Genomic DNA, 21,806 nt, shown 5'->3' on the forward strand with positions numbered 1-21,806 from the left:
TTAATAGAAGAAAATACATAAGAAGATGAGAAGCTAAACTTCTCATCTTCATACAGTTAGGAAAACTTTCGAGGATGATTATTTTAATCCTTCTAAGTAGCTAATTGATTCTTGAATTACTTCATCTTTCAATGGAGCAAATCCAGTTTCTGCAGCTACATCTTGAGCATTTTCCATAGTGTAGATTGCATAATCAAGAACTTGTGGCTTTTCTTTTGCCATATCAACATTTAAGTATGTGAATACTGGACGAGTAAATGCCTTATACCCAGCTTCATCATCTAAACCAATTGTATCTAAACTTGGAGCAATTGGACCTTTACCAAAGTCAACAGAAACTGCGTTTAATTTATCTTTATTGCTCTCGTAGTATCCGTATCCAAAGAATGCAATTGCATTTTTATCTTTTGAAACAAGATCTACAAGAGTAGAATATTCTTGTTGTAAGTTAACACTATCAACGAAATCTTTTTCTTCCATGATCGTTTCAAACATGAACTCGTTAGTACCATGGTTTTCGTTAGGACCCATAGGCTTGATTTCTTCAGCTGGCCATTCTGGATTAATATCAGACCATTTAGTTACTCCACCTTCAGCAAGGAAGATTTTAACAACATCTTCTTGAGTCATTTCTTTTGCCCAATCATTTTCTTTATTGATAACAAATGTTAAACCATCAAGAGCAACTTGAAATTCTTTAACTTCAATACCAAGCTCTTCAGCTTTAGCTGTTTCTTCTTCTTTAATATGACGAGATGCATCATTAAAATCAGTTCCGTTTTCAGCTACAAGAAACTTTTCAAAACCAGCAGAAGTACCCGCACGACTTACTTCAACAGAAACTTCTTCATTTTCACCCATATAGTTTTCAGCCATTCTTGCCATGAAAGGATATACAGTACCAGAACCATCAATTACAACGCTACCTTCTAAAGTTGCTTCTTCTTCAGTAGCTTCTCCGTTACCAGTGTTAGTTTCTTCTGCAGTTTCTCCGCCACCACAAGCAGCTGCGAATACAACTAAGATTCCCATTACGATAAGTAATGCTAGGTTTTTAAAGCTTTTCATTGCCAAATTCCCCCTAAAGAGTGTTTTTTGTTTTGTCCTACGAGTAATAGAATAACGCTCTAGTATTAATAACGTTTTAACTTAATGTAAAGGTTTTGTAAATTTGTGATGGAGTTTGTCATATTTTGCGTAAAGATGGGTATAAGGTGTATTAGAACATTATTCAATTTTTATTTTTATACAAAGGAAATTGTTACATACATAGTATTACGAGCCAAATTTACCCACTACTATCACCATCAACAAGATTGTTCTTTAAAACTGGTTTTCGACTTGTTTGCTCTATACTTTCTTCGCTTTCTTCTAGTTGAACATTTTTTACAAAAAAGTATATAACGAAATGGCCCGCTCCAATAATGGCAAGTAAAACCGGAATACTTTGTTTTTCATCAAAGAAAGAAATAGCAATGATAAACCCTAGTATTGACACAATTCTTCCTGCGTTTAGAAAAATCTCTTTTACCACAATGTACTCTATTCTCGCTTTTGCAGCGCTCCACGCCTTTCCAATCACATCAAATGTTAATGACATATACGGAACGAGTAACATCGGATACCCAATAGCAATGAGGGCAGCATATATAAGTAGCTTTTGATAAGTCAAATCAAACAAAATTAAATAAATTGAGAGATAAAGTAAAGTCCCACCTATTAAAATGAAACGTTTACGCTTATTTTTCTTTATCACTCTTGATGCAAGATAATAACCAATAAAAGCTACACCTGAATTGACTAAACCGAAAGTCCCTAACGCTAATTCACTACCTGTTGTAATAAAGACGAAAACACCAATTACAAAAGCGAAGGTTCCTTCCCTTAAGCCTTGAAAAAAATGTGCTCTTGTAACATGTCGCCAATTTTTATTATTCTTTCTTTCATGAAAAATTCGTTTTAAAATAAAATCTCCTTCGGCTTTTCTTCTCTTTAAAAAAAAGCTCAGTACTACAGCGCCTGAGAATAATAAGAGAGAAATTGTAAAGATTGTCGTATATCCAGTAAAGTTTTTAAGCCTAGAGATGACAAAACCAGCAACTATAGGACCAACCATTCCAGCTGTAGAGTTCATCACACCTAAAAATCCATTAAAGAAATCTCTTGTTTCAGGTTCAGTAATCTCAAATGTTAAAACGTTAAACGCAAGCCAGTAGAAACCATACCCTATCCCTAATGTACCGCCTAATAGGATAAGAAATTTCGCAGCAGATCCTCCGATCATAAGGACGCTTAAGAAGAATACAGCTAAAAAAATAACACCTAGCCTTAATACAATTACTCGATCTACCTTTTTAGCAAGCCTTCCTGCAAAGATAAAGGTTAAAGGCTGCATCACTACAATTGATAAATTGTAAATGGCTAAATCAATAAATTTTCCGGACTGTTTCCATAAGTAAACGTTCACAAACGTATTAGAAAGTGCAATACTTAGGGAATATAATCCGCCTATCACTAATAATAAAATTAAATCTTTACTTACATCTACATCACCAATAATTTTCTTCATTTTTGACATAAAAACTACTCCCCTTCAACTTCTAGTACATAGTTTGTCTTATCGGTTTGTAGTTATGTATATATCTTGTAATTAGTACGTTGTGAGGTATAAACCATACAAAAAAGGACTAACAAGTATGTTAGCCCTTCACGTTATCTTTATTCTTTTTCTTATTATTTCGCAGCGCTGAAACGCTTAGAAACTTCATCCCAGTTTACTACGTTCCAGAAAGAAGCGATGTAATCTGGACGGCGGTTTTGGTAGTTTAGGTAATAAGCATGCTCCCAAACATCTAAACCAAGGATTGGTGTTTTTCCTTCCATTAAAGGAGAGTCTTGGTTTGGAGTGCTTGTTACTTCTAATTCACCATTGTTTACAACTAACCAAGCCCAACCTGAACCGAAACGAGTTGTTGCCGCTTTAGCAAACTCTTCTTTAAAGCTGTCGTAGCTACTAAATTTAGCATTAATTGCTTCACCAAGCTCACCAGCCGGCTCACCGCCACCATTTGGAGATAAGATTGTCCAGAATAGACTGTGGTTTGCATGTCCACCACCATTATTACATACTGCTGGGCGAATAGCTTCAGGTACAGCGTCAAGATTAGAAACTAATTCTTCAACACTTTTTCCTGCTAAATCCGCATTTCCTTCTAAAGCAGCATTTACATTTGTAATGTAAGTGTTGTGGTGTTTTGTGTGATGAATGTTCATTGTTTCTTTGTCAATATGTGGTTCTAGTGCATCATACGCATAAGGTAATTGTGGTAATTCGTAAGCCATTTTTTGTTCCTCCTTAATATATGTACGTGTTAAAAGCCTGTGTAAGCTCTTCAAGTTTAAGGTTACCAAAATTGCCCTGTACTTTCAATTGAAAAGCATTCAAACACTTAACAGTTTTCTCACAAGTAGTAAATTATATACAATAGAAGAGTCTATCTTAAAACCTGAAATAGAAAATACGCGATCATCATTAATTGAATGAATCCTTTTGCAAACACACCTGAAATAAATCCTAATAAAGATCCTACACCTGACTTTATAGCTAATTTAAATTCCTTTTTATGAAATAATAGCTCTGCAAATACAGCACCTATAAAAGGCCCTATTATTACACCTATAAACGGAACAATAAAAGGTCCAACTAAAAGACCAATCGTACTTCCCCAAATAGCTGCTTTACTACCACCAAATTTTTTTACCCCTAACAGATTTGCTAAATAATCCGCTCCAAATAGTAAAGCAATAAAGAATCCCTGTATCATCCAAAATAACCATGTTAATTCAGTAAATTCAAAGAACCATCCATATAGTAAAAATCCCGCAACAATAAAAAGAACACTAGGGATAATTGGATAGATAAGTCCAATAAAGGAAACGACAAACAATAAACTAATAACGGACCAATAGATTATTTGCATAAAAGAACCCTCCTTAAAGTAAATGGTGGCTAATACGGACTTCTTTTATTAAAGTATTCATGTACTCTTTCTAATAATATATGATTAAGTTAGATAAACAACCTCCGACAGAACAGCACTATTAAAATTAAAAGACAGATTGTCTAAATATGAGTGTTTAGACAATCTGTCTTTTTTAGTTCACGTTAAATTGTTTCGAAATACTGGACAACGAATTGGATAAGCCTTTTAATTGTAAACCAATTTCATGTGTGCTCTCCATCTGCTGTATTTGATCACCACTAGTTGAAAGCATCTGTTCTGAACTTGCAAGGGTTTCTTGTGAAATTGACGCAAAGCTTAACGTGCCTTCTTCTAGGTCTGGGAGAACTGATTTTAAGCCTTGAAGTTCTCCTTGCATTCCTTGAAGTCGCTTACTCACCGTCTCAATTTCAACCATTAATTCATCAAAAGATGCTTTTGAAGAATTTGCTGTTTCCAAGTTTCGTTTAATTTTCATAAGCATATCATCGAATTCTTTTGTAGCTCGAATCGTTACATCTTCCATTTCAGCAATCGATTTTGAGATGTCTACAGTTGCCAATGAGGATTGTTCTGCTAGCTTACGTACCTCATTGGCAACAACAGCAAAACCTTTTCCTGCTTCTCCTGCCCTTGCCGCCTCTATCGTAGCATTGAGAGCTAATAATTTTGTTTGGTCGGCGACACCTTTGATTAAACCTACAAGATTAGTAATTGAAGAGGAATGATTCTTTACTTGCTGAATCGTTGACGTCATGTGCTCAAAATCCTGTTCAAAGCTATGGATGGTGTTGATTAAATATGTGTTGTTCTTTTCTCCTCGCTTTGCGGATAAATTCATATCTTCGGAGCTCTGAAAAACTGTGTCCATCCCAGAAATTAAAAGTTCAATTCTATGTTTCATTGATTGAAAGCCATTTACACTACTTTCAGAGCTACTTGCAGTTTGTTCTGCACCTTGTTTTACGACATTAATGGCTTCAATTAGCTGACGGCTATAAGAGAGGGCATATTCTGAGGAATGGCTCAGATTTTCCCCGGTATTTTCTAGCTCCGTTGTTGTTTCATTAATTTCATTTATCACGACTCTCATCTGTTCAATCATCATATTAAAACTCATTTTGAGAGATTGAAGCTCAGGAATGGTTGTATTAATTAAGGCTTTTTTATTTAGATCTCCCTCACGCACCTCTGTCATAACATTTTGAAGCTCATTTAATGGCTTTGTTAGAGTTCTTACAAACATAATTAAAAGGATAGTTGAAATAATTATGCTAACAGCCATTACAATAATCATAAATTGTGCCATCTCGTTTACTGGACCTAAATAAGATTCAGTAGGGACCACAAGAAACGTCTTTCCATTAATCTCTGGCACTTTTATAACAGAAATTGTATAGTCTTTTTCATCAATTGTTTGATGAAAAACAGCGTTTTTTCCATTTGCTATTTTTTCTTTAAAAGACTCAGTAAAAGAGATGCTCGCTTTATTACTTATTTTAAAAGGTTTAATTTCATCCTCTGAATAATAAAATATATCCGATTGGATTCCGTCTGATTCTAACTGTCGTTGCTGATCACGTATACTTATTTCTAATTGTTGCATAAAATATAGGTTATCACTTACATATAAGAACTTTAAGTTTTTAGCAACATACGCCATAACCTCTGATTCACGACTTATCCGGTTTTCAATCGTCTCAATGGTTGTATCCTTTGCCTTTAGGTAAGAACTAATTCCTACTATATTAATAGAAACAATCAATAAGAAACTAAATAAAAACAATAAACGATTTTTTAAGCTGAATTTTGAAAAAACTTTATTTATAACTGAATTGTCTTCTGGTAGCTTATCCTTTTCTGTTTTCTTGCTCTTTGTAAGCTTTTTCGAGTTAAGCTTCAGCTTATATATTGGTGTCTTTTTTATGTAGTTCGCCCATTTCAATCCCAAGTCGAGCCCCCCATATCTCGTGTAATTTCGACTAATTATACCATCGAAATATTAAGCTAGTGTTAAGATTGAAATTCACGTCAATAAGACCTTCTTCTTATTTTTCAAGAAAGATCCACCAATTTTGCTAGATTAATGGAAATAAATATATAAAAAACACCACTGCTACTTTTAGCAGTGGTGTACAGATTTTATTTTTATGTGAATAGATTAATCTCTGTAACCTAAAACAGCTTCTGCGATGTTAACTGAATGATCACCAATTCGTTCTAAGTTGCTAATAATGTCAACAAATACAATACCAGCAGAACCTGTACAGCTTCCTTCATTAATACGTAATATATGTTTTTTACGAAGAGTTCTTTCCATTTTATCAATTTGCTCTTCTGACCTTAGAACCTTAGATGCTAAAGATGTGTCTTTATCGTCTAAAGCTGCTATTGCATCTATTAATGTTTGAATTGTTAAGTCAAACATTTCTTGAAGATCCTGCTTTGCTGAATCCGTAAGTTTCACTTTATTTGTTATTTGATAGCCTACCAATTCCACTACATTTTCAAAGTGATCTCCGATACGTTCAATATCTCTGACTGTATCCATTAGCATACTGTGCTCTTCTGATTCAGCTGTCGACATCTCACTTCTTGAAATCAGAATTAAATAGTCAGTTATTTTTCGATCTAAATTGTTTATAGCATCCTCTAGTTGCAAAGCAGTATCCGCATTTTTTTGAGAGAAGGACATTTGATAATCCCTAGCTGCTTCTAAGCCAACAGTTGCAAATTTCCCCATTCGAAGTACTTCTTCTTTAGCTTGTCCTAAGGCAATAGAAGATGATTGTTCAATAAAAATTGGGTCAAGATGTTTTGCTTTATATTCTATAACTGAATCTTCACCAGGAATTAATTTTGTAACAATCCAGGCTAAGACACCAATTAGAGGTAATTGAATAATCGTGTTAGAAAAGTTAAATGTTCCATGTGCAAATGCAATGGTCATTTCAGGGTTGAGATTTAATTTCGCTTGTAAAAATTGCATAAAAACCGTAAATAGTGGTAAGAAAATTAAAAAAATCGTCGTCCCAATCAAATTAAAAATAACATGTGTTAAAGCAGCTCTTCTTGCAGCAACAGAAGCTCCAATAGAAGCTAATACAGCCGTAATTGTTGTACCAATATTATCACCAAAAAGAACCGGTAAAGCTGCCTTAATATCTAATAGACCTTGACCAAATAGCTCCTGCAAAATTCCAATTGTCGCGCTTGAACTTTGGACAATAACTGTAAAGATAGTACCTACTAACACACCTAGCAGAGGATTAGAGCTCATACTTACAGTTAAATCATGAAAGGCCTCTAAAGATCTCAACGGCTTCATTCCGTCACCCATTAATTCTAAACCAAAGAATAGTGCTCCAAAGCCGAACACAATTTGACCGATGTTATGTATTCTTTTATTTTTAAAGAAGAATAAAAGGATTGCTCCTACAGCAATAATAGGTAAGGCATAATCAGAAATCTTAATTCCAATAATAAATGCTGTAACAGTGGTTCCTATATTAGCCCCCATAATAACACCAATAGCTTGTCTAAGTGACATAAACCCAGCACTAACTAAACCAACAGTAATAACTGTTGTTCCACTACTTGATTGAATTAATACTGTTACTATAATTCCAGCTAAAACACCCATTAAGGGGTTTGTCGTAAACTTATCCAAAATATCTCTTAATTTGTCACCAGCGGAGCGTTGCAGACCATCTCCCATATATTTAATTCCAAATAGAAATATCCCAAATCCACCAATGAATTCAAATATCATCTTCTGGATATCCAGTTCCAAAATTTCCAACTCCTCATTTCGTCTTTTGTCGACAAACATCTACAACCCTTACAATTATTAACGATATTCTATTTTATTGTAAAGATGTTTTTCTAAAATATTTACAAAAAATTTATAAAAACTTTACAAAAGATTCTAAATTTAAAAATAAACCTTAACTTATAACTTCATTCCTTGTCATATTTCTTTTTCATCTATAAAATATAAGACGTATAAATTATAAGGATGTGTTTCATAACATGAACGTTTTTAAACAGTTATATACTAGCATATACTCACCCAAAACCATATCCACTTTTCGATTTCAGGGAATAGGAAAAACTATTTTATATGTCTTTATCTTATCGTTACTTAGTACAATTCCGACTGGTTATCACTTTTCCACTGGATTGAGTGAGGGTATCAAAGGGTTTGATCAAACATTACAAAATGAACTTCCCGACTTTATTATTGAAGATGGCCTTCTATCAGCTGACACTGAAAAGCCCATAGAAATAAAAGTAGATGATTTTATCATTATATTAGATGAATCAGGCGCTTTCGGTGTAGAAGAAATCGAGGCAAAGCAAAATGCTATTGGTATTTTGAGCGATCGATTTGTGTTCTCTGCAAACGGGCAAGCACAATCATACGAATATAGCCTATTGAACATGTCAATAACAAAGCAAGATTTAACGGAAATCACTTCACAGTTTAATCAACTTCTACCTATTGTTTTAACTATATTATTTGTTGTGATGTACTTATTCGGAGCTTTTGTTAAGTTTATAGAAGTAACTTTTTTAGCATTGCTGGGTTTAGCCATTAAAAACAGCTTACAAAGGAAACTTAACTTCAAGCAGGTTTGGGTTATGGCCGCCTACTCAACAACACTTGCAACCGTTTTTTTCTTTATAATGGATAGTCTACAGGTTATTGTACCAAGTGGATTCTTGATTAACTGGTTTGTTCATTTAATTGTTATCTATTTAGTCTTAAAGGAAGTGCCTTCTATTAAGAAAAAAATAAATGAAGCATAAAAAACGCGGATTCCCCGCGTTTTTTTAGTTTCTTTATTCCGCGATTTTTGTTATCAGGTCTATTCTATTAACTCTATTATTTTTAACATAATATTTCGGTGCAAAACATAGAGTGTAATATAGAATATATAAAAAAACCTGGGAGGCAATCATGAAGCGATTCTCAACTATTCTAATCGGATTATTTCTTTTGTACATTATCTATTACGACTTCCAAATTGGCACACTTCCAGTTACAAATAAAACATCAACAGCACAAGTAGTAGCCTCTACTAGTATAGATAAACAGCAAACGAAAATCCCGAGCTTTGAAATGACAGTAAAACAGGGAGACACAGTATTATCCATTATTGAAAAGCATCATGGAACCCTCCCTGTATCAATTGAACAAGTAATTGAGGATTTCGAAACCTTAAATCCTAAAATGGATGCAGAAGAAATTATGATTGGGAAAAAATATACTTTTCCAAATTATAATCCATAGATCATTCTTGTCATTTCTCACCCATCACTGTAAAATGAGGGTTGGTAAGTATAATTACTAGTAAAATAAAACGTAGTCAAGTATCATAAATATTGGATAAGATTGTCGAAGGTTTAAACTTATTGTTAAGGAGCGATTTACACGTGAGTGAAATCATACATCGTACGAAAACCAGACCCGTTAAAGTTGGTAATTTAACAATCGGTGGAAATAATGAGGTTGTTATTCAAAGTATGACAACAACGAAAACACATGATGTCGAAGCAACCGTTGCTGAGATTAACCGCCTAGAGGAAGCTGGTTGCCAAGTTGTACGTGTTGCATGTCCTGATGAGCGTGCGGCAAATGCAATTGCTGAAATAAAAAAGAGAATTAATATACCACTAGTAGTTGATATTCATTTTGATTATAAACTTGCTCTAAAAGCTATTGAAGGCGGAGCGGATAAAATAAGAATTAACCCAGGAAATATCGGTAGAAAAGAAAAAGTTGAAGCTGTCGTAAAAGCTGCAAAAGAACGTAACATACCTATAAGAATTGGTGTAAATGCTGGTTCTCTTGAAAAACGTATTTTAGAGAAATATGGATACCCTACTGCAGATGGTATGGTAGAAAGCGCTCTTCATCATATTAAAATTTTAGAGGATTTAGATTTTCATGACATCATTGTATCGATGAAGGCTTCAGATGTAAATCTTGCTATTGAGGCTTACGATAAAGCTGCAAGAGCATTCGATTATCCATTGCACTTAGGAATTACAGAATCGGGGACATTATTTGCCGGGACGGTAAAAAGTGCTGCTGGCTTAGGTGCCATCTTAAGTAAAGGAATTGGGAACACAGTACGCGTATCGCTAAGTGCTGATCCTGTAGAAGAAGTAAAAGTTGCTCGAGAGTTGTTAAAATCCTTTGGATTAGCAGCGAATGCTGCTACTTTAATTTCTTGTCCAACATGTGGTCGTATCGAAATTGACCTCATTAGCATTGCAAATGAAGTGGAAGAATATATCGCAAAAATTAAGGCCCCAATCAAAGTTGCTGTATTAGGATGTGCTGTTAACGGACCCGGAGAAGCTCGTGAAGCGGATATTGGGATCGCTGGGGCCCGTGGTGAAGGTCTACTCTTCCGTAAAGGGAAAATTGTGCGCAAAGTACCTGAAGAAACTATGGTAGAGGAATTAAAAAAGGAAATTGATAAAATTGCTGAAGAGCACTATGCAAAACAAGAGGCTGAGAAATCGAAAGCATAACATTTTAAAGGAATCGGTAACCCACCGATTCCTTTTTTATTACTCATCCTCAGGAAGAATAACCGCTCCAATATTGGCATTGTTTGATAAAGAAGTATCGATATCGTCTTCAAACGGTTTATCACCATAAAAACGCTCTTGAATAGCCATATTGGCATTATACGCATCACTTTCTAACTCAGTTGATTTTACTCCATTATGAATAGATGCCTTAACCGTATGAATTGCTTCTTTCTCTCCCAAATTAAATCCCTCCTGATCCGATTTACATAACGAGGGATTGACCTATAGGTCAATCCCTCTTTCAGTTAGTTTTCTTTTCCTAGAAGAACGGCATAACAAAGATGCCTAAAATAATCGATAAGGCACCGATACCAATTGCCCATGCACCGGTTCCAGTAGCACCTCGTCTACGTGCAATAAAGCCGACAATAATACCTGCTGCTCCTAATATGACAGGTAAAATGAACAATGAGATAATGGATAGGGCAAGGGCAAGAAAGCCCATTCCTCTTCCTTCTCCTACAGCTTCCCCTCGGTCTGCTTCTGTGTTAACAGTAGCGTTTGTACGACCCATATTGATTGGGGCTGCAATCTCAGCAGCTGATTCGGTTTCATAATTCTCAAGTTCTCGATCTAGCGGCGTAATCCCCTTATAATCAGGATTGTCAAAACGATCTCGTTCATTGAACTTATTTTCGTCTGCCATTTAGATCCCATCCTTTCTGAATTAAAGGAGCATTAATATTATGAGCAAAGAGTGAAAAACTATAACTGTAAAACTTTTCTGTTCGTTTAAAAATTCATTATGTTACACTTATTAGTAGGAATCAACGAAGGAGAGAACATGATGTTACGACTAGGAATAGACATTGATGGAACAGTTACAGATCCAAGAACATTTGTCCCGTATTTAAATAAATCATTTAATAAATCTTTAACGTACGAAGATTTAAATCAATATGACTTAACAAAAGTCCTCAATATTACGGAGGAAGAATTTTGGGTTTGGATGGATAAATTTGAACCCATCATTTACAAAGAAGCTCCACTAGCCCTTCATGCTAAAAATGTCTTAAATGAATGGAAGCATCAGCATCAATTATTATTTATCAGTGCAAGGAGAAAGCATTTGTTGGATATCACGCACAACTGGTTTAAAGATCAAGACATTTCTTACCACCATATTGAACTGGTAGGAAGTCATGATAAGCTTGAAGCTGTAAAGAATAATAAGATCTCCATCTTTTTTGAGGACAAGCATGATAATGCCTGTATGATTAGTGAGGAACATCAAATTCCTGTTATTTTGTTTAATACGCCTTACAATCAAGAGCCGATTCCTAGTGGAGTCATTCGGGTGAATGATTGGCTTGAAGCAAAGAATTGGGTAAATCAATGGTATGATGTAAAGGTTTTATAAAGACAAAAGCGCAAGAGACTCGTTCAGCCCCGACCAGCATAAGACGATTTAGAATAGAAGTCGTTTTTTGGCCCTTTATTCTAAATTGGCTTATGACCTCGAGGGGCTAGGTATCTGACTTTTTAGCCAAAAAGTCAGACTGCTGGAGCTGGATGTCGAAGCGTTATCCACAATTAAAGCTGCTTTTCATTTCCTAAACAAAGACAAAAGCTCTGACACATGTCAGAGCTTTTTTAATGACATTGAGGACATTTACCATACACTTCAAATTTATGTCCACTTATTTCATAATCATTTAAATCGTCCAAATTTCCCATCGGACAACCTGGCAGTTCCTTTGTTTTTCCACACTTTAAGCAAATAAAATGATGGTGATGATGTTTACTATCACATGTAAAACGGAAATGTTTTTCCCCGGACAATTCAGTCATTTCAAAAATACCAAGTTCAGCAAATAAAGATAAATTTCTATAGATTGTATCGAAGCTTAATCCAGGATAATTGTCTTTCAAAGATTCCAAAACATCTTTTGCCGTTAAATACTTATCATAATCTGCAAAAAGTTGAAGCATTTCCTCACGCTTACTTGTATATTTGTATCCTTTGTCTTTCAATAAGTCGAGAGCTTCTTGAACGTTCATGAAACTACTTTCCCCTTTGTCAATTTAGTCCATAAGATTGTCAATATTAAAATAAGCACTGACAAAATAACAATAGTCCCACCTGGTGCTAAGTCTAAATAATAGGCTAGGAATAATCCAATAATAACAGATAATTCGCCAAATAGTACAGAAAAGAAGATTGTTTGCTTAAATCCTTTTGCAATTCGAATACTTGCTGCAACCGGAAGTGTCATAAGTGAGGATACTAATAAGATCCCTACAATCCTCATGGACCCACCAATTACAAGAGCAAGCATGAAAATAAAAATAAAATGAATGGACTTTGCTTGAATACCAGATGCATTAGCATGCTCCTCGTCAAACGATAATAAAAAAAGCTCTTTATAGAGTATAAAAACAATGCTAATGACTAAAATAGTAATTCCTAGGATAACAAGCATATCGGTTCTACTAACAGCACTTATGCTTCCAAATAAATAACTAAATAAATCCGTATTAAAGCCATCTGCTAATGAAATAAAGATCACACTGATTCCAACACCTGCTGATAATATAATTGGAATAGCCAACTCTTGATAATGTTTATAGACTGTTCTTAGCTTCTCAATAAAAAGTGAGCCTATAACAGAAAAGCTCATGCCAAGATAAATAGGATTCAGACCGGCAAAAGCTGAAACTTTCTTTTCAAGCAGTAAGCTTGCTGCAATTCCTGCCAAAGTAACATGACTTAATGCATCCGCTATAAGAGACATTCTTCTTACAACAACGAAAACACCTAATAAAGGCGCAATTAAGCCAATAAGCATTCCTGATATAAATGCATTTTGTAAAAATTCATATTCAAAAAGACTACTTAACATCTTGTATATCCTCCATTAATGGGAGTGATCATGTGATAACACATGTAGAGAGTGTCCATAAAAGTCAGACATCTCATCGTCCTTTAATAATTCAAATTCCTTTGAGTTTCCATGAAAATGCAGATGCTTATTAATACAAGCAACATGGGACACTTTATCTGATATTGTTCCAATATCATGAGTTACTAATATTAGGGTAATGCCTAAATCCTTATTTAAGGTAAGAAGCATATCATAGAAATTTTGAACTGTCTTCGCATCAACCCCTACAGTTGGCTCATCTAAAATTAATAATTTAGGATCACTAACAATTGCTCTTGCAATAAAAGCTCTTTGTTGTTGCCCTCCTGACAGCTCTCCGATGTTCCTTTTTGTAAATTCACTTAATCCAACAGCATCAATCGCTTCACACACACGCTTTCGATCTTGTTGATTCATAAATTTAAACAATCCGAGTCTTGAAGTTAATCCACTAGAAACGACCTCAAAAACTGAAGCAGGAAATCCTGTGTTAAAGCTATTTGCTTTTTGCGAAACAAACCCGATTTCATGCCAATTTTTAAACTTTTGGATAGTTTGACCAAAGAGCTTAATCTCACCTTGTTGGGGTTTCAATAAGCCCAATAGACATTTTAATAATGTTGTTTTACCAGATCCATTTGGACCAACAAGACCAAGAAAGCTTCCTTGTTCAATCGTTAAATTTATATTTTCAAGAACTTTTTGTCGTTCATACGTATAATCTACATGTTTTATTTCTACTATAGGTTGATTCATCTTTCTTCATCCTTTACGATTTAAGAATCGTTCCGATTTAATAAAAATACATATAAAAGGTATTCTTATTTATAACATAAAAATTGTACAGGAATCTTACTTAAAAGTAAAGGATAATCACTTGTAAAAAAACAGCACATTTTAGATCAAATCTCCATACATTGTTTGAGAGGAGGTTTGAAAATGATCTTATTTCAAAAAATTATTAATCAAAAGTTAAACAACATTTCTGTTGAGGAACTTATGCAATATGCCAAACAATTTAATATTTCAATAGGTCGAGCCCAAGCAGCCGAAGTCGTAAAAGCAATGAATGGAAAAAATATCAACATCTTTAATGTGAATGAAAGAAAAAAGCTGTTATCGCAAATTGCATCCATTACCTCTCCACAAACAGCACAGCAGGTTAATCAACTATTTCAGAAATTCACTAATTGACCATATACTTAGAAACATAGAAAGCAATCAAGTTATTTCAAGGAACAGTACATATTTGTTACTGTTCCTTTTTATTTACCATAAAAAAGAGAGCAGCTGATTGCAGCTCCCTCCCTAATTGTTACTGATTTGCTATTTTATCTAGTAGTCCCTCATCAAATGTTTTTTCTTTTAACATATTGATTTCAAATTGATAAGGAGGCTTCTTGTACTTTTTATCTTCCCCAACGAAAGGAGTTTCTAATATTTTTGGAACATCCATTAAAGATGGATGATGAACAATATGACTAAGTGCTTCAAAGCCAATATGTCCAAACCCAATGTTTTCGTGACGGTCCTTCCTAGCTCCCATTGGATTTTTACTATCATTAATATGAAGAACCTTGATCCGATCAAGTCCAATAATGGAGTCAAACTCTTTTAACACACCATCGAAATCATGAACAATATCGTAACCAGCGTCATGCGTATGACATGTGTCAAAGCAAACAGATAAATGTTGATTATGTGTAACACCATCAATAATTTTCGCTAACTCATCAAATGAACGTCCACATTCAGAACCTTTACCTGCCATTGTTTCAAGTGCAATTTGAACTTCTTGGTTTTGTTCAAGAACTTCATTCAAGCCTTCGATAATTTTTCTGATCCCTTCATCTGCTCCAGCACCTACATGTGCACCAGGGTGAAGAACAATTTGCTTTGCGCCAATTGCTTGAGTTCTTTCAATTTCAGAGCGTAAGAAATCAACACCTAATTGAAAGGTTGCCGGATTTGTTGAGTTACCAATATTAATAATGTAAGGGGCATGTACAATAATTTCATCGATTCCATGCTCCTTCATATGTTCTTTACCGGCTTCTATATTCAAATCTTCTATTTTTTTACGTCTTGTATTCTGAGGGGCACCAGTGTATACCATAAATGTATTGGCACCGTATGATACAGCTTCTTCACTAGATGTAAGAAGCATTTTTTTCCCGCTCATTGACACATGTGAACCAATTTTCAGCATTTACTCTCTCTCCCTATTTTTGTTTTTTGTTTAACCTTCTTTTTCTCTTTTTAATTTGTTCCATTTCTCGGCCCATCTTCTTTTTATAGCCTGGTTTTACCTTTTTAGGTTTTTGAACAATGCTTTTGGCTAAAGCATCTACCTCGTCTGTTACTCTTTTTCGATTTTGACGGCGTTTTCTGTCATCAATTTCGCGCCATTCTCCACCAACAAAATCTTTATTAATAAATTCAATTCCTTGCTTCTCAAGCTTATTTAAGGCATCTTCATCAGAAGTCTCGTATAAAGTGACAGCAACTCCCGAACTACCTGCACGAGCTGTTCTTCCAACACGATGAATATAGAATTCTAAATCATTAGTAGGAATTTCATAGTTTAAAACATGACTTATTCCTTTAATATCAATTCCACGTGCTGCTAAGTCAGTTGCAACAACATATTGAAATTCAAGATCATTAATCTGCTTCATCATTTTCTTCCGGTCTCGCGGAGATAAATCACCATGAATTCTTCCGACCTTTAAACCTTTTTCAATGAGTGCATCTGCCAACTCATCCGCATTTCTTTTTGTGTTTGTAAAAACAATGGCTAAAAAAGGATTAAAATCCTTAAGCATGTCATGAACAAGCTTTATCTTATCGCGATGCCTAACTGGAACAAGAATATGTTCGATCTTTGCTGCAGTCGCTTGTTTAGGAGCTACATGTGTAAATTTAGGATTTGCCAAATACTTTTTCAAAAATGGTTTCAGCTTTTCTGGGATTGTCGCGGAAAAAACTAAGATTTGTAATTTATCAGGCATTTGCCCTGCTATCATATCCACATCTTTTATAAACCCCATATCCAGGATCATATCTGCTTCATCAACGACAAATGAGCGAACCCGATTAATGATTAGTGCATTTTCTTTTACAAGATCATTTATACGACCTGGTGTACCTACAACAATTTGTGGTTGGCTTTTTAGTTTTTCAATCGTTCTTTGTTTATCTGTACCACCAATAAAAAGCTTGGCAGATATATCATCTGGTGAAAAAGAAATAAGTTTTCCAACTTCATTGTAAATTTGTGAAGCTAGTTCTCGCGTCGGAGCTGTTATCACAACTTGTACCTCTGGTCGATCTGGTTCAACTTGATTGATTAAAGGTAATAAGTAGGCATGCGTTTTACCTGTACCTGTTTGTGATTGTCCAATTGCACTTTCACCTCTTAAAATAGAGGGAATTAATCGCTCCTGTATCTCAGTTGGCTCAAAGAATTTTAATTCTTTTGTGATCGCTTCTATAATAAAAGGCTTTAATGAAAAACGCTCAAATTTTGTTTGTTCCATCCGTATCTCTCCTTTTTGATAAAGTTCTTATTTTATACATAAATCGACACTTTATCAGTCCATCATTAGATTATACCTTATTGAATAAAAAACTCAAATTATGTGAATCAATTTTATAATGTATCATTTGTTACCAAAAAACGTATGAATTTCACATTTATTAATGTTTTTATCCGTGTATTGATTATTAACATGTTCAAGGTGAAGAAAAATGTTCGTTTTTTGATTTAAGAGTCATAATTATGAAAATAACTCATGTAAAACATTTTTTCATTTTTTTATGTAACAGAAACCAATTGACCTTTAAATGCATAGTCTAAAACAGGGTAACGAACTTTGAAAGGAGGAATTTTTATGTTTCAGCAAAGACCGATGCCTCCTATGAATTCCAGAGGTTACTTCCCGCAACAAGGGCAAATTCCGATGGGACGACAAGCAAATCCAGGCTCATTCATGGGCAGAGGACAATTAGGATTGCAAATGGCTGCTAGAGGTGCTGGTGGTGGCGGTGGATTAAAAGGTATACTTTCGAAAATATTGCCAGGCTCACAAGGTGCAGCTGGAGGAGGGATAAACCCCCAAAGCTTTATTGGTGGTGCAAATGCCGCTTCAAACGCAACCAGAGCCACCGGGTCTCTTCAAGGACTGATGAATCCTTCAAACATTTCAGGAATGCTTGGAAATGTGCAACGTGTGTTAGGAATGGCACAGCAAGTAACACCAATGGTCCAACAATACGGTCCATTAGTAAAGAATCTTCCGGCCATGGTAAAGATTTATCGTGAGCTAAACAGCAGTAATGATAATGGGTCAAACGATTCCACAAATGAAACAACGCAAGCAGCCACTGTTACAGAACAGTCTAATCAGTCAACAAAGCAAAACGTTGGTAAAAAAACAACTAAAAAAGAGTCTCCAAGTAAATCTGAAGAAGTTATGCAATCTACTGAAACCAAAAAGCGTAAACCAACGCCAAGAAGCTCTCAGCCAAAAATGTATATCTAATATTCCTCTTTGTATTCTTTCCTGAATTTCGTTATAATATTAAGAGATTGTGAGAAATAAGAGCCGTTTAGCGGCTTTTTTTTCAGTAGAAGCAGGGACAAAGGGTCGATCATTTGTCAGCTCTCTATTTGATCTCTTAAGGAGGCAATATAATGGATATAATTAAAATCGCTCCACGCGGTTATTGTTATGGTGTTGTTGATGCAATGGTTATTGCAAAAAACGCAGCATTAGATAAATCTTTACCTAGACCTATCTACATTTTAGGGATGATTGTCCATAATAAACATGTAACAGATGCCTTTGAAGAGGATGGCATTATTACTTTAGATGGGGAAAACCGCTTAGAAATCTTAGAAAAGGTTGATAAAGGAACGGTTGTATTTACTGCCCATGGAGTATCACCTGAAGTAAGAAAGCTTGCTAAGGAAAAAGGACTTGTTACAATTGATGCCACATGTCCGGATGTTTCTAGAACACATGACCTTATTCGTGAAAAAGAAGCAGAAGGGTACAACGTAATTTATATCGGCAAAAAAGGGCACCCTGAGCCAGAAGGTGCTGTTGGGGTGGCACCTGAAATTGTGCATCTTGTCGAATCAGTTGAAGATGTGGAACAACTCTCACTTGAAAATGAAAAATTAGTTGTTACGAATCAAACAACAATGAGTCAATGGGATGTTGCCGACATTATGGAAAAAGTAAAAGAAAAATTTCCGCATGTTGAAATTCATCGCGAAATTTGCTTAGCTACTCAAGTCCGTCAAGAAGCTGTTGCTGAACAAGCAAAAGAAGCAGATTTAACAATTGTTGTAGGTGACCCGAAAAGTAATAATTCAAATCGATTAGCACAAGTATCTGAGCAAATTGCCGGCACAAGAGCATATCGAATCTCAGATATAAGTGAGCTTAAACTAGAGTGGTTAAAAGATGTGAAAACTGTTGCAATAACTGCAGGAGCATCCACTCCAACACCTATTACGAAGAAGGTTATTCAGTTTCTAGAACAATATAATCCAGAGGACGAATCAACATGGAGTTTGGATCATAAAGTTCCATTATCTAAGATCCTTCCAAAAGTAAAGGTGAAAAATTCTTAATTTAAGAAACAAAATCCCATTCAAAAATGAATGGGATTTTTCTTATTCTATACAAATTTAAATGGATTTGTATCGACCTGTGATCCAAAGACCTTCACATCAAACTTTTCGTTCAAGCATAATTCTCCTAATTTTTTAGAAACTCCATTAATCATCACTTTTTCCACATGATGACCAGGATCTATAACATTTAAATCCATCATCATAGCATCATGTGCAACATGGAAGTAAAGATCTCCAGTAACATAAACATCTGCACCTTTAAATTTTGCCTGTTGGATATATTTATTGCCATCGCCACCCAAAACGGCTACCTTTTTAATTTTCGCATCTGGTTTTCCAACCATTTTTACACATTCAACATGCAAAGAGGTTTTAACATGTTCAGCAAACTCCTGAAGAGTTAGTTCTTTGTTTAATTTCCCAATTCGCCCTAGGCCCAGAACTTCACCCTTTTGTTCTACTGGATATATATCATAAGCTACCTCCTCATAAGGATGTGATTTCAACATAGCTTGAATGACCTTTTTTTGAATTGATTGCGGGAAAATTGTTTCAATTCTGTGTTCGTCTACATACTCAAGTTTTCCCTTTTCACCTATGAAAGGATTTGACTGATCTAGAGGCAAGAAGCTTCCCTCTCCTTTAGCTGAAAAAGAACAGTGACTATAGGCACCGATATGACCAGCTCCTGCACTTCCTAACGCATCTCTCACCACTTTTTCATGAGTATCAGGTACAAACACCACCAGCTTCTTTAATTGATCCTCATACGTGGGAACAAGCACCTCTAAATTGGTTAATTGCAATGCTTCCGCTAATAAATCATTAACCCCTCCAATTGCTACATCCAAATTAGTATGCGCTGCATAAATCGCAATGTTGTGTTTGATACACTTTTCAAGCATTTTTCCATAAGTGGTTTCAGTTGATAGAGTTTTAATTGGTCTAAATATCGGAGGATGATGAGCAATTATTAGATCAACATTTTGAACGATCGCTTCATCAATAACAGATTCAACTACATCTAATGTAATCATCACATTTTTAACTTTTTTGTTTAAACTACCAATTTGAAGCCCAATTTTATCTCCTTCAACAGCATATGCTTTTGGTGAGAATGACTCAAACAATTGAATGACTTCATAGCCATTTGGTATTTTAGTCATTAGCTAAGAACCTCCTCTACCAGCTTCATTTGCTTTATTATTTCTTGATATTTCTCATTCTTTTCGTATGTATGTCCAGCTTCTTCAAGTTTCGCAATGATGGATTTCCAATGTTGATATTCCCCAGACCATTTTTTTTGAAATGTTTCTGATTTCTCCTTAGCTAAAATTGGTCCTAATAACAATCCAGCTTCATAAGAATAATGTTTATATGGACGCTTTGCTTCACCTTTTTCCGCTACTAGTACTTCATAAAGCTTTTCATCTTCCTCTAAAATTTCTTCTTCAATAAGCTCCCATCCGTTTTCTACTAACCACTCACGTATATAAATAGCATGAATGTTAGGCTGAAGGATTAAACGAGTAACACCTGTTAATTTTGCTTTTCCTTCTTCTAAAATCTTTTTAATTAGTGCACCACCCATACCTGCAATCGTAATACAGTCAACAGACTCACCGTCCTCTATTACTGAAAGTCCATCACCTTGTCTTACAGATATTACATTAGTCAGATCACATCTCATTACTTGATTTTTAGCAGATAAATAAGGACCATCTGTAATTTCCCCGGCAATCGCAGCCTTAGCCTTCCCTTGTAAGATAGAGTAGCAAGGTAAATAAGCATGATCCGAGCCTATATCAGCAAAGATCGCATCTTTTGGGACATAAGATGCAACAGTTTCAAGTCTTTTTGATAGTTTTAATTCATTCATAAAGTTAGTCACCACAATTCGTTATTCTACATTTTCTTGGACATCATTATCTTGTCCAAAAGCTCCTATTTAAAAGTATAAAAAAAGTCCTTCACAGATGCAAAGGACTTCTTTATTTGTAGGTTATTTAATTTGAGATACCCATTCAGCCATTTCGTCCAGCTTTTCATCTGGAACAAGACCAGCAGGCATAATTCCTCTACCTTCTTTAAGTGTTGTTTTAATATCATCTACACTTATTTTCTCACCAACGCCTACAAGTGCAGGACCAGCTCCACCCTCATAGTTTTGTCCATGACATGAAATACAGTTTTGTTGGTAAATTTCTTCCGGTGTAGCGTTTGCAACATCTTCCGTTTTTGGTTCTTCTTCTCCGCCACTAGCTAGTTCTTCATGATCGCCAATACCTTTAAAAGATAAAAGGAACATAAGGCCGATTCCTAGCACAGCAATTAATAAAAATGGAATAAGTGGATTGCGATTCATCATGTAACCTCCCTTATGTAAATAGTGAGCCTTTTCATCATTGGCAACATATCATTGCCTCTAATGATGAGTAGAATTATCGTCTGTCTTACGAGCAGTCCCCTCCGATAATTCTTTTATCTACTTTCATTTTTAGCTTTGTTATTTTGATGGCTGATTTCTTATCCATGGGTGGTCGCTGCCCCTTAGAATACTTTCGATAATCAACATATAGTCAAAATGAACAATATAGCTACATTTCTCATAGGGTTCTACTGCCCGGTACTGCTGGATAATCAACATAAGTACAATTTTTATAAACAACCTCTATTTTACTGTAA

At 35.0% G+C, this 21,806-nt stretch carries 23 protein-coding genes; 7 read left to right on the plus strand and 16 right to left on the minus strand.

Annotated elements, in window-relative coordinates; all coding sequences use genetic code 11:
- Positions 1 to 78: 78 nt before the first annotated feature.
- From D9842_RS12635 to D9842_RS12660, 6 genes are all read right to left on the minus strand, one after another.
- On the minus strand, positions 79 to 1,068 hold the full coding sequence (locus D9842_RS12635; RefSeq protein ID WP_121662846.1) for a PstS family phosphate ABC transporter substrate-binding protein: 990 nt from the start codon (positions 1,066 to 1,068) through the stop codon (positions 79 to 81).
- A 220-nt stretch (positions 1,069 to 1,288) separates the two neighbouring features.
- Positions 1,289 to 2,578 carry an MFS transporter gene (locus D9842_RS12640; protein WP_121662847.1) on the minus strand — a complete coding sequence of 430 codons (1,290 nt, stop codon included), beginning with the start codon at positions 2,576 to 2,578 and terminating at the stop codon, positions 1,289 to 1,291.
- Positions 2,579 to 2,733: 155 nt separating this feature from the next.
- Positions 2,734 to 3,342 carry a superoxide dismutase SodA gene (sodA, locus tag D9842_RS12645; RefSeq protein WP_121662848.1) on the minus strand — a complete coding sequence of 203 codons (609 nt, stop codon included), beginning with the start codon at positions 3,340 to 3,342 and terminating at the stop codon, positions 2,734 to 2,736.
- Between the two features lie 152 nt (positions 3,343 to 3,494).
- Positions 3,495 to 3,980, minus strand: a complete 486-nt coding sequence (locus D9842_RS12650) for a DUF456 domain-containing protein (RefSeq protein ID WP_121662849.1) — start codon at positions 3,978 to 3,980, stop codon at positions 3,495 to 3,497.
- A 175-nt stretch (positions 3,981 to 4,155) separates the two neighbouring features.
- On the minus strand, positions 4,156 to 5,952 hold the full coding sequence (locus tag D9842_RS12655) for a methyl-accepting chemotaxis protein (RefSeq protein WP_257536039.1): 1,797 nt from the start codon (positions 5,950 to 5,952) through the stop codon (positions 4,156 to 4,158).
- A 210-nt stretch (positions 5,953 to 6,162) separates the two neighbouring features.
- Entirely contained in the window at positions 6,163 to 7,794 is a 1,632-nt protein-coding gene (locus D9842_RS12660; RefSeq protein WP_180320427.1) for a Na/Pi cotransporter family protein, read from the minus strand.
- A 239-nt stretch (positions 7,795 to 8,033) separates the two neighbouring features.
- Here D9842_RS12660 and D9842_RS12665 point away from each other — a divergent pair, with 239 nt between their 5' ends.
- The 3 genes from D9842_RS12665 to ispG all read left to right on the plus strand — a co-directional run bounded on the left by D9842_RS12665 (position 8,034) and on the right by ispG (position 10,547).
- Positions 8,034 to 8,813 carry a DUF1189 domain-containing protein gene (locus D9842_RS12665; RefSeq protein WP_121662850.1) on the plus strand — a complete coding sequence of 260 codons (780 nt, stop codon included), beginning with the start codon at positions 8,034 to 8,036 and terminating at the stop codon, positions 8,811 to 8,813.
- A gap of 151 nt (positions 8,814 to 8,964) precedes the next feature.
- Positions 8,965 to 9,297 (plus strand): LysM peptidoglycan-binding domain-containing protein, encoded by a 333-nt coding sequence (locus D9842_RS12670; RefSeq protein WP_121662851.1) that lies wholly within the window; start codon positions 8,965 to 8,967, stop codon positions 9,295 to 9,297.
- A 152-nt stretch (positions 9,298 to 9,449) separates the two neighbouring features.
- The gene (ispG, locus tag D9842_RS12675; protein ID WP_180320439.1) at positions 9,450 to 10,547 is read left to right on the plus strand and encodes a flavodoxin-dependent (E)-4-hydroxy-3-methylbut-2-enyl-diphosphate synthase; all 1,098 of its coding nucleotides are present in this window, start codon (positions 9,450 to 9,452) and stop codon (positions 10,545 to 10,547) included.
- Between the two features lie 39 nt (positions 10,548 to 10,586).
- Here ispG and D9842_RS12680 read toward each other — a convergent pair whose 3' ends face one another.
- Positions 10,587 to 10,790, minus strand: a complete 204-nt coding sequence (locus tag D9842_RS12680; protein ID WP_121662853.1) for a hypothetical protein — start codon at positions 10,788 to 10,790, stop codon at positions 10,587 to 10,589.
- A 79-nt stretch (positions 10,791 to 10,869) separates the two neighbouring features.
- Positions 10,870 to 11,256: a DUF4190 domain-containing protein gene (locus tag D9842_RS12685; protein WP_121662854.1), complete on the minus strand. Its 387-nt coding sequence runs from the start codon at positions 11,254 to 11,256 to the stop codon at positions 10,870 to 10,872.
- Positions 11,257 to 11,394: 138 nt separating this feature from the next.
- Here D9842_RS12685 and D9842_RS12690 point away from each other — a divergent pair, with 138 nt between their 5' ends.
- Positions 11,395 to 11,970 carry a hypothetical protein gene (locus D9842_RS12690; protein WP_121662855.1) on the plus strand — a complete coding sequence of 192 codons (576 nt, stop codon included), beginning with the start codon at positions 11,395 to 11,397 and terminating at the stop codon, positions 11,968 to 11,970.
- Positions 11,971 to 12,203: 233 nt separating this feature from the next.
- On the opposite strand, the gene D9842_RS12695 is transcribed toward D9842_RS12690, so the two are convergent.
- Genes D9842_RS12695 through D9842_RS12705 form a run of 3 tightly spaced genes read right to left on the minus strand, consistent with a single transcriptional unit; the run spans position 12,204 to position 14,230 of the window.
- Positions 12,204 to 12,611 (minus strand): zinc uptake transcriptional repressor Zur, encoded by a 408-nt coding sequence (locus D9842_RS12695; RefSeq protein WP_121662856.1) that lies wholly within the window; start codon positions 12,609 to 12,611, stop codon positions 12,204 to 12,206.
- Complete coding sequence (locus D9842_RS12700) at positions 12,608 to 13,453, minus strand: metal ABC transporter permease (RefSeq protein ID WP_121662857.1); 846 nt, start codon at positions 13,451 to 13,453, stop codon at positions 12,608 to 12,610. Before D9842_RS12700 ends, D9842_RS12695 begins: the two co-directional genes overlap by 4 nt.
- Before the next feature lie 15 nt (positions 13,454 to 13,468).
- Entirely contained in the window at positions 13,469 to 14,230 is a 762-nt protein-coding gene (locus D9842_RS12705; protein WP_121662858.1) for a metal ABC transporter ATP-binding protein, read from the minus strand.
- A 183-nt stretch (positions 14,231 to 14,413) separates the two neighbouring features.
- On the opposite strand from D9842_RS12705, the gene D9842_RS12710 reads away from it, so the two are divergent.
- On the plus strand, positions 14,414 to 14,668 hold the full coding sequence (locus tag D9842_RS12710; protein ID WP_098797472.1) for a DUF2624 domain-containing protein: 255 nt from the start codon (positions 14,414 to 14,416) through the stop codon (positions 14,666 to 14,668).
- A gap of 121 nt (positions 14,669 to 14,789) precedes the next feature.
- Here the strand turns inward: D9842_RS12710 and D9842_RS12715 are convergent, their stop codons facing one another.
- A complete protein-coding gene (locus tag D9842_RS12715; protein WP_121662859.1) occupies positions 14,790 to 15,683 on the minus strand; it encodes a deoxyribonuclease IV in 894 nt (297 codons plus the stop codon).
- Positions 15,684 to 15,696: 13 nt separating this feature from the next.
- Positions 15,697 to 17,013, minus strand: a complete 1,317-nt coding sequence (locus D9842_RS12720) for a DEAD/DEAH box helicase (RefSeq protein ID WP_121662860.1) — start codon at positions 17,011 to 17,013, stop codon at positions 15,697 to 15,699.
- A 354-nt stretch (positions 17,014 to 17,367) separates the two neighbouring features.
- Here D9842_RS12720 and D9842_RS12725 point away from each other — a divergent pair, with 354 nt between their 5' ends.
- Together D9842_RS12725 and D9842_RS12730 are read left to right on the plus strand one after the other, a co-directional pair.
- Complete coding sequence (locus D9842_RS12725; RefSeq protein WP_121662861.1) at positions 17,368 to 18,018, plus strand: YqfQ family protein; 651 nt, start codon at positions 17,368 to 17,370, stop codon at positions 18,016 to 18,018.
- 152 nt (positions 18,019 to 18,170) lie between these two features.
- Positions 18,171 to 19,118 carry a 4-hydroxy-3-methylbut-2-enyl diphosphate reductase gene (locus D9842_RS12730; protein ID WP_121662862.1) on the plus strand — a complete coding sequence of 316 codons (948 nt, stop codon included), beginning with the start codon at positions 18,171 to 18,173 and terminating at the stop codon, positions 19,116 to 19,118.
- Between the two features lie 47 nt (positions 19,119 to 19,165).
- Here D9842_RS12730 and D9842_RS12735 read toward each other — a convergent pair whose 3' ends face one another.
- From D9842_RS12735 to cccA, 3 genes are all read right to left on the minus strand, one after another.
- A complete protein-coding gene (locus D9842_RS12735; protein ID WP_121662863.1) occupies positions 19,166 to 20,287 on the minus strand; it encodes a Nif3-like dinuclear metal center hexameric protein in 1,122 nt (373 codons plus the stop codon).
- Positions 20,287 to 21,000, minus strand: coding sequence for a tRNA (adenine(22)-N(1))-methyltransferase (locus tag D9842_RS12740; RefSeq protein ID WP_121662864.1), 714 nt, complete (start codon positions 20,998 to 21,000; stop codon positions 20,287 to 20,289). The genes D9842_RS12735 and D9842_RS12740 overlap by 1 nt, the downstream gene beginning before the upstream one ends.
- Positions 21,001 to 21,123: 123 nt before the next feature.
- Complete coding sequence (gene cccA, locus D9842_RS12745; RefSeq protein ID WP_121662865.1) at positions 21,124 to 21,486, minus strand: cytochrome c550; 363 nt, start codon at positions 21,484 to 21,486, stop codon at positions 21,124 to 21,126.
- Between the last annotated feature and the right edge of the window lie 320 nt (positions 21,487 to 21,806).

It is taken from the genome of Metabacillus litoralis (genome assembly GCF_003667825.1).
Classification (GTDB): Bacteria; Bacillota; Bacilli; order Bacillales; family Bacillaceae; genus Metabacillus; species Metabacillus litoralis_B.